This window comes from Amycolatopsis sp. NPDC059021 (genome assembly GCF_042739895.1).
In the GTDB taxonomy this organism is placed as follows: Bacteria; Actinomycetota; Actinomycetes; order Mycobacteriales; family Pseudonocardiaceae; genus Amycolatopsis.
Map to the genome: position 1 here is coordinate 90,319 of NZ_JBHYIQ010000017.1, position 7,005 is coordinate 97,323.

Genomic DNA, 7,005 nt, shown 5'->3' on the forward strand with positions numbered 1-7,005 from the left:
TGGGCGGCCGATCATGCCGGCGAGGGAGGTCCGGGGGCTCTGATGGGTCCGAGGCGAAACCACTCCCGGCTGCGGGTGATGATCGCGGACGACAACCCGATCGTCCGCGACGCGCTGCAGGCACTCCTGGAAACCGAACCGGACCTCGACGTCGTCGGGGTCGCCGGTGACGCGGCCGAGGCGGTGGATCTGGCCGAGCGGTGCGCACCCGAGGTCGCCGTGCTGGATGTGCGCATCCCCGGCGGCGGGGCGTGGATGGCGCGGGAACTCCGCCGCCGGGTCCCCGGGCTGGGTCTGATGGCCTTCTCCGCGCACAGCGACAGCGGCTCGATCGCGCAGATGGCCGCGGCCGGGGTCACCGAGTACCTCGTCAAGGGCAGCCCGAACACCGAGATCATCGCGGCGATCCGGCGGCTCGGCGAGCGGGTCAGCGACTGAGCCAGCGTTCCATGCAGGCGAGCAGTTCGGCGGTGTCCACCGGTTTCGTCACGTAGTCGCTCGCGCCCGCGGCGAGACTCTTCTCCCGATCGCCCTCCATCGCCTTGGCGGTGACCGTGATGATCGGCAGCCCGGCGAAGCGCGGCATCTCGCGGATCGCCGCCGTGGTGGCGTAGCCGTCCATCTCCGGCATCATCACGTCCATCAGGATCAGGTCGATCCCTTCGTCGGCGAGCAGCATCTCGATGCCCCTGCGGCCGTTCGGGGCGTGCACCACCCGCAGCCCGTGCAGCTCCAGCATCCCCGAGATCGCGAACACGTTCCGGGTGTCGTCGTCGATGAGCAGGACCTTCCGGCCACGCAGCCGGTAGGACGTCGGCGGCTCGCCGTCGCTCTCGTCCTCCGCCGACGGGGCGGGCGCGGTCTCCGGCTTGCGCATCAGCGGCAGGATCCCGTCCAGCTCGCTGGCGGACAGGTGCAGCATGATCCGCTCGCGCAGAGCGTCCAAAGAGGACAGCAGCTCGACGGGATGCACCCGGACATGCGCCTGCAGCAGCCGTTCCTGCGCGGCGGACAGCTTCCGGCTCGCGTGGGCGAGCACCGGGACCTCGATCGGGTCCGGGCCCTCGGTCAGCCGCTTGAGGAAGGTCAGCGCGGTCGTCCCCGGCATGCTGGTGTCGAGCACGATGCAGCGGAACGTCCGCGCGGTCAGCGCGTCGATCGCCTCGGCGGGGTTCGACACGGCCTCCACCGCGACCGGCACCGCACCGTGGGTGTAGGCCAGATCCGCCACGACTCCCCTGGCCAGCAACGTCAGGAGGTTGTTCTCCTGGCTTTCCATCACGAGCACCCGGCGACGGCCGTTCTGCTCCGCGGTGTCGGGACGGCCGGGGCCGATGGTTTCGGCGGTGTACTGCGCGACCGGCAGGAGCAGGGTGAACGTGCTGCCCTCGCCGAGCCTGCTCTCCGCGCGGATCTCCCCGCCGAGCAGGAACGCGACCTCGCGGCTGATCGACAGGCCGAGCCCGGTCCCGCCGTACTTCCGGCTCGTGGTCCCGTCGGCCTGCTGGAACGCGCCGAAGATGGAGTCCAGGTTCTCCTCCGCGATCCCGATCCCGGTGTCCGCGACGACGAAGGCGACCAGTTCGTGCCCCGCGGGCGAGGCAGGGACTTCCTGATCCACGAGCTCCACGCGCAGTTCCACGCTGCCCTCTTCGGTGAACTTCACCGCGTTGGACAACAGGTTGCGCAGTACCTGGCGCAGCCGCTGCTCGTCGGTGAACAGCAGTCCCGGCACGTCCCGGCCCACGGTGACCTGGAAGTCGAGGCCCTTCTCCGCGGTCAGCGGCTGGAACGTGGTCCGCACGTAGTCGACCAGCTGGCGCAGCGGGAACGGCTCGTGGTGGATGTCCATCTTGCCGGCCTCGACCTTCGACAGGTCGAGGATGTCGTTGATCAGCTGCAGCAGGTCGGTGCCCGCGGACTGGATCACCTTGGCGAACTCGACCTGTTTCGGGGTCAGGTTCTGGGTCGAGTTCTGCGCGAGCACCCCGGCCAGGATCAGCAGGCTGGTCAGCGGCGTCCGCAGCTCGTGCGACATGTTGGCGAGGAACTCCGACTTGTACTTCGACGCGAGCGCCAGCTGCTGCGCCCGTTCCTCGATCTCCTGCCGTGCCTGCTCGATCTCGAAGTTCTTCACCTCGATGTCGCGGTTCTGCGTCGCCAGCAGTTCCGCCTTCTCCTCCAGTTCGGCGTTGGACCGCTGCAGTTTCGCCTGCTGTGCCTGGAGTTCCTCCGACCGCGCCTGCAGTTCGGCGGCGAGCCGCTGCGACTCCTCCAGCAGCGAGTCGGTGCGCGCGTTGGCGATGATGGTGTTGACGTTGACGCCGATGGTCTCCATCAGCTGTTCGAGGAAGTCCCGTTGCACCGCGGTGAACCGGGTGAACGAGGCCAGTTCGATGACACCCAGTGCCTGGTCCTCGAACACGATCGGCAGCACGATCAGGTTCACCGGCGCGGCGGAGCCCAGGCCGGAGGAGATCTTGACGTACTCGGGCGGGGTCTGGTCGACCACTATCGGTTTCTTCGCCTGCGCCGCCTGCCCGATGAGCGACTGCCCGAGGTCGAACCACGTGACGACGTCGGCGCCTTCGCTGTGCCCGTAGCTGGCGATCAGCCGCAGCCGCGCCCGGTCCTCGGCGGATTCGGTGAGGAAGAACGTGCTGTGCTGCGCGCCGACGAGCGGGGCGAGTTCGTTCATGATGAGCGCGGCCACGATCCGCAGATCGCGATGTCCCTGGATCAGCCCGGAGATGCGCGCGAGGTTGGTGTTGAGCCAATCCTGTTCCTCGTTGGCGCGGGTGGTCTCGCGCAGCGACTGCACCATCGCGTTGATGTTGTCCTTGAGTTCGGCCACTTCTCCCTGTGCCTCGACGGAAATCGACCGGGTGAGGTCGCCGGTCGCGACCGCGCCGGTGACCTCGGCGATGGCGCGTACCTGGCGGGTGAGGTTGCCCGCGAGCTCGTTCACGTTCTCGGTGAGCCGTTTCCACGTGCCGGACACGCCCTCGACCTCGGCCTGCCCGCCGAGCCTGCCTTCACTGCCCACTTCGCGCGCGACCCGGGTGACCTCGGCGGCGAACGCGGAGAGCTGGTCGACCATCGTGTTGATGGTGGTCTTGAGCTCCAGGATCTCGCCGCGGACGTCGACGTCGATCTTCTTGGTCAGATCGCCGCGCGCCACCGCGGTGGTCACCTGCGCGATGTTGCGGACCTGGCTGGTGAGGTTGTTCGCCATCGAGTTGACGTTGTCGGTGAGGTCCTTCCACGTCCCGGCGACGTTGGGCACGCGGGCCTGGCCGCCGAGAATCCCCTCGGTGCCCACCTCGCGCGCGACCCGGGTGACCTCGTCCGCGAACGCCGAGAGCGTGTCGACCATGGTGTTGATCGTCTGCGCGAGCGCGGCCACCTCACCCTTGGCCTCGACGGTGATCTTCTGGGACAGGTCTCCGCGCGCCACGGCCGTGGCCACCTGCGCGATGGAGCGGACCTGATCGGTGAGATTGTCGGCCATGACGTTCACCGACTCCGTCAAACCCTTCCACGTCCCCGAAACGCCCTTCACATCCGCCTGACCGCCGAGACGTCCTTCCGTACCCACTTCGCGCGCCACGCGAGTGACCTCGTCGGCAAAGGACGAGAGCTGGTCGACCATGATGTTGATCGTGTTCTTCAGTTCGAGGATCTCGCCCCGCGCGTCGACCCGGATCTTCTGCGTCAGATCGCCCTTCGCCACCGCGGTCGCGACCTGCGCGATCGAGCGGACCTGCGCGGTGAGGTTGCCCGCCATGAAGTTCACCGACGTCGTCAGATCCCGCCACGTCCCGGCCACCCCGGGCACCTGCGCCTGACCGCCGAGGATCCCTTCGGTGCCGACCTCGCGCGCCACGCGGGTGACCTCGTCCGCGAACGCGGACAGCTGGTCGACCATCGTGTTGATCGTGTTCTTGAGTTCCAGGATCTCGCCCCGCGCGTCGACGGTGATCTTCTGCGAGAGGTCGCCTTTCGCCACCGCGGTGGTGACCTCGGCGATCGAGCGCACCTGGTTGGTGAGGTTGCCCGCCATGAAGTTCACCGACGTCGTCAGGTCACGCCACGTCCCCGCCACGCCGGGGACCTCGGCCTGCCCGCCGAGACGTCCCTCGCTGCCGACCTCGCGCGCCACCCGGGTGACCTCGTCCGCGAACGCCGACAACTGATCCACCATCGTGTTGATGGTGTTCTTCAGCTCGAGCATCTCGCCTTTGACGTCGACGGTGATCTTCTGCGACAGGTCGCCTTTCGCCACCGCGGTCGCGACCTCGGCGATGTCGCGGACCTGGCCGGTGAGGTTGCCCGCCATGGCGTTGACCGAGTCGGTGAGGTCCTTCCAGGTCCCCGAGACCTCCGGCACCGAGGCCTGCCCGCCGAGCTTGCCCTCGGTCCCGACCTCCCGCGCGACCCGGGTGACCTCCGAGGTGAACAGCGCGAGCTGGTCCACCATCCCGTTGAACACGGCGGCCATCTCGTCGACGAGGCCGTCCTCGGCGCGGGGCAGCCGGGTGCCGAAATCCCCGTCCCGCACCGCTTTCAGGCCGTCGAGCAGTCGCTGCAGGCCTTGGTCGTCCAAGGCGGTCCCGCTTCGTTTGACAGGTCGTGCTTCGGCCATGGCGCGCTCCCGGGGTCGAGGGGTGGTCGCAAGGGGGTCGCGCCGCCGTGGCCGCGCGGTGCGGCTCAGGCCGCGGTCCGGAACTCCGCGACGTGGTCGGCCAGCTCCTGGGCGGCCGGATTCGCCTGGCGCAGCCGGGCCTGTCGTTCGAGCGGGACCAGCCGGTCACGGAACCGTCGCGAGTTCAGCGCCATGGCCTCGGTCAGCGCACGGTCGGCGATCGCGACGGCTTCGTCGACGTCTTCGGAGAGCAGATGACTCGTCGCCAGCATCGTCAGGCACAGCGACCTGCTGCGGGCCATCCCGTCCCCGTACCGCGCGACCACCCGGGTCAGTTCGTTGACCGCCATTGCGGCGTACACGGTGTCGACGGCCTCGGCGAGTTCGACGTAGACCGTGCCCGCCATCGCGGCCAGGTCGGTCTCCCCGAAGAACTGGGCCGAAGCCGGGGCGTCCGACGCGTCCGCGCGTTCGAAGGCGTCGACCGCGCGGCCGAGCGCGGCGAGCGCCGGCCGGGGATCGGCGAGTTTGGCGTAGGCCCAGGCCTGGTTCGCGTACAGCACACTCAGCATGAGCGTGCATCCGCCGGACTCGGCCGCGACCACGCCGCGGCCGAACGCGCCCAGCGCCTCGCGCGGGGCGTCGTGATGCAGGAACACCCGGCCCTGCCGGTAGCGGATGTTGGACAGCAGCGCGTCGTCGCCGGACTCGCCGGCGAGTCCGGCCGCGTGGTCGAGCCAGGCGTGCGCGACGACGTGCCGTCCGGAGTCGAACGCGGTCCAGCCCGCCAGCCCGGCCAGATCCGCGAGCGCCGAGCACAGCGCGGCGCGGACCGCCGAGGAGCAGTCGGCGTCGAGCAACCGGAGTGCCCAGTTCAGTTGCGCGGCCACCGCGTCCCGGCACCAGCCGCCGCCGTAGCGGTAGTCCAGTGCGCGGAACGTTCTCGTCTCGGCCTCCACCTTCCTGACTTCGGCGCAGCCGATCCGGCCGCGGCCCACCACGGGCCAATGGGAGTCGGTGCAGCAGGAAAATGCTTGCTCTGTGGTCATTTCGGGCCTCCGTGATCGGGTACCACCGAGGGGTGGGCCACCGGGGGCCGGAGTGACGAACGGTTCCATTCCAAGCGGAGCGCGGGAATGCCGGGACTGGCCGGACGGCAACCGCGCTCCCCGATATTTTTTCACGCCAGGCGGCCTGACGCATTGCCGTTCCCGATTGCGTTTCCGCATCGATCAGCCCTTCTCACCGCTGCCGGTCCGGTATTCGGGCATCCAGAATTCGATCGTCACGCCCGCGCCGGGCACACTGTCCACCGTCAGCCAGCCCTGCGCCGCCTCGGCCCGCTCCCGCATCGCCGAAAGGCCGACGTGTTCCCAGCGCCCGGCGCCGACCGCCGCAACGTCCATGCCGATCCCGTCGTCGGACACCCGGACCAGCAGCCCGCCGTCCCGTTCGGCGAGCACGACGTCGACCCTGCTCGCCGACGCGTGCTTGCGCACGTTCACCATCGCCTCCTGGACGATCCGGAACACGTTCACGACGGCCTCCGGGGTGAGCGGGGAGGCGTCGATGTCCTGCCGCAGCGTGCATTCGAGCCCCCAGCCCGCGACGACGTCGTCGAGGTAGGCACGCAGCGCGGACACCAGGTCGTCGCTGTCGTGGACCGGCGGCCGCAGATGGGCGACCAGCGCGCGCAGCCTGCCGATGGTCTCCTGGATGGACTCGTCCAGCCCGGCCAGCGCCGCGCGCACCTCTTCGGGCTGCCGCGCGGCCAGCATCTGCAGCCGCATGCTCACCGCGATCATCGACTGGATCGAGTCGTCGTGGACGTCCCACGCGATCCGCCGCCGTTCGGTTTCCTGTGCCCGCACCAGATGGGTGAACACCTGCTGCCTGCCCACCCGGTCCAGCGACGGGGTCAGATCGCGGACCACCTTGCCGAACCCGACGATGGCGCCCTGTTCGTCGCGGACGGCGGTAAGCACGGAGTTGGCCCAGAACCGCGTCCCGTCCTTGCGGAGCCGCCAGCCCTCCTCCTCGAACCGGCCCTGGTCGGCCGCCGCCGCGAGTTCCGCCTCGGGTTTTCCGTCGGCGGCCTCCTCCGGCGGGTAGAACACGGAGAAATGCTGGCCGATGATCTCGTCCGCGGGGTATCCCTTGATCCGTTCGGCACCGGCGTTCCAGGTGACGACGAAGCCACGCAGGTCGATGGTGAAGATCGCGTAGTCGACGACATTGGCGATGAACAGCTCGAAGAGGGCCGGGGGGGGGGGCGGCGGCCCCCGCCCAGCCCCTGGCGGGGGGCGAATTTAACTATCCCCCCCGTACCCCCCCCCGTTCCGGTTGAGAACCCATAATTA

4 protein-coding genes are annotated in these 7,005 nt (G+C 69.3%); 1 reads left to right on the forward strand and 3 read right to left on the reverse strand.

The window, feature by feature from the left end:
- Positions 1-42 precede the first annotated feature (42 nt).
- Positions 43-438, forward strand: coding sequence for a response regulator transcription factor (locus ACFWX1_RS13335; RefSeq protein WP_378386922.1), 396 nt, complete (start codon positions 43-45; stop codon positions 436-438).
- On the opposite strand, the gene ACFWX1_RS13340 is transcribed toward ACFWX1_RS13335, so the two are convergent.
- The 3 genes from ACFWX1_RS13340 to ACFWX1_RS13350 form a co-directional block, all read right to left on the reverse strand.
- Positions 428-4,645: a HAMP domain-containing protein gene (locus ACFWX1_RS13340; protein WP_378386924.1), complete on the reverse strand. Its 4,218-nt coding sequence runs from the start codon at positions 4,643-4,645 to the stop codon at positions 428-430. The genes ACFWX1_RS13335 and ACFWX1_RS13340 overlap by 11 nt on opposite strands.
- Before the next feature lie 65 nt (positions 4,646-4,710).
- Positions 4,711-5,694 carry a transcriptional regulator gene (locus ACFWX1_RS13345; protein ID WP_378386926.1) on the reverse strand — a complete coding sequence of 328 codons (984 nt, stop codon included), beginning with the start codon at positions 5,692-5,694 and terminating at the stop codon, positions 4,711-4,713.
- A gap of 183 nt (positions 5,695-5,877) precedes the next feature.
- A complete protein-coding gene (locus ACFWX1_RS13350) occupies positions 5,878-6,954 on the reverse strand; it encodes a PAS domain S-box protein (protein ID WP_378386993.1) in 1,077 nt (358 codons plus the stop codon).
- Positions 6,955-7,005: the final 51 nt, after the last annotated feature.